At 32.3% G+C, this 690-nt stretch carries 1 protein-coding gene; it reads left to right on the top strand.

Annotation, left to right across the window (positions count from 1 at the left end; translation table 11 throughout):
- Positions 1 to 690 (top strand): IS1595 family transposase (locus Q0838_RS14220; protein ID WP_298956555.1); only part of this gene is annotated, 690 nt, incomplete at both ends.

Below are 690 nucleotides of genomic sequence, written 5' to 3'. Positions count from 1 at the left end.
GCAAACACATTGTTTCATAAGGTCAAATTTGGTTTACAAAAAGCTTTTTGTGTTGCTTTTGAAATGAGTACCAGTAGTAAAAGTATTTCGAGTATTCAAATGGGTAAGCGTTTTAGTATTCGACAAGGCACAGCCTGGTACTTTATGCAGAAAGTGCGTAAGTCAATGAAAAGTAGTCAGAAATATCCCTTAGAAACATTAATTCATGTGGACGAATTTACAGTAGGAGGAAAAGAAGAAGGAAAGCAAGGCAGGAGTTACGATTCAAAAAAGAAAAAGGCAGTAATAGCAGTGGAATTGACTGATAATAATAAAGTGAAAAGAGTTTATATAAGGTCCATTGATGACTATTCTGCAAAATCATTAACCCCAATATTTGAAGAGCACATAAGTTGCTCTGCCAAAATAATAACGGATAAATGGAGAGGATATGAACCCTTAAAAGAAAATTACAATATTGAACAGATATACAGTAACAATGGCGCTAATTTTAAACAACTGCATATCATAATTATGCAGGTTAAATCTTGGCTTAGAGCAATACCAACTCATGTGAGCAAATGGCATATTCAAGCTTATTTTGATGAGTTTTGTTTTAGAATAAATCGTTCTCAATTCAAGAACAGTATTTTTCATAAAACAATTACCAGAATGGTAGAAGCTAAACCAGTTTATCAAAATCAAATTAAA

The organism is uncultured Nonlabens sp. (assembly GCF_947495285.1).
In the GTDB taxonomy this organism is placed as follows: Bacteria; Bacteroidota; Bacteroidia; order Flavobacteriales; family Flavobacteriaceae; genus Nonlabens.
This window is presented reverse-complemented; position numbering and strand designations above follow the sequence as displayed.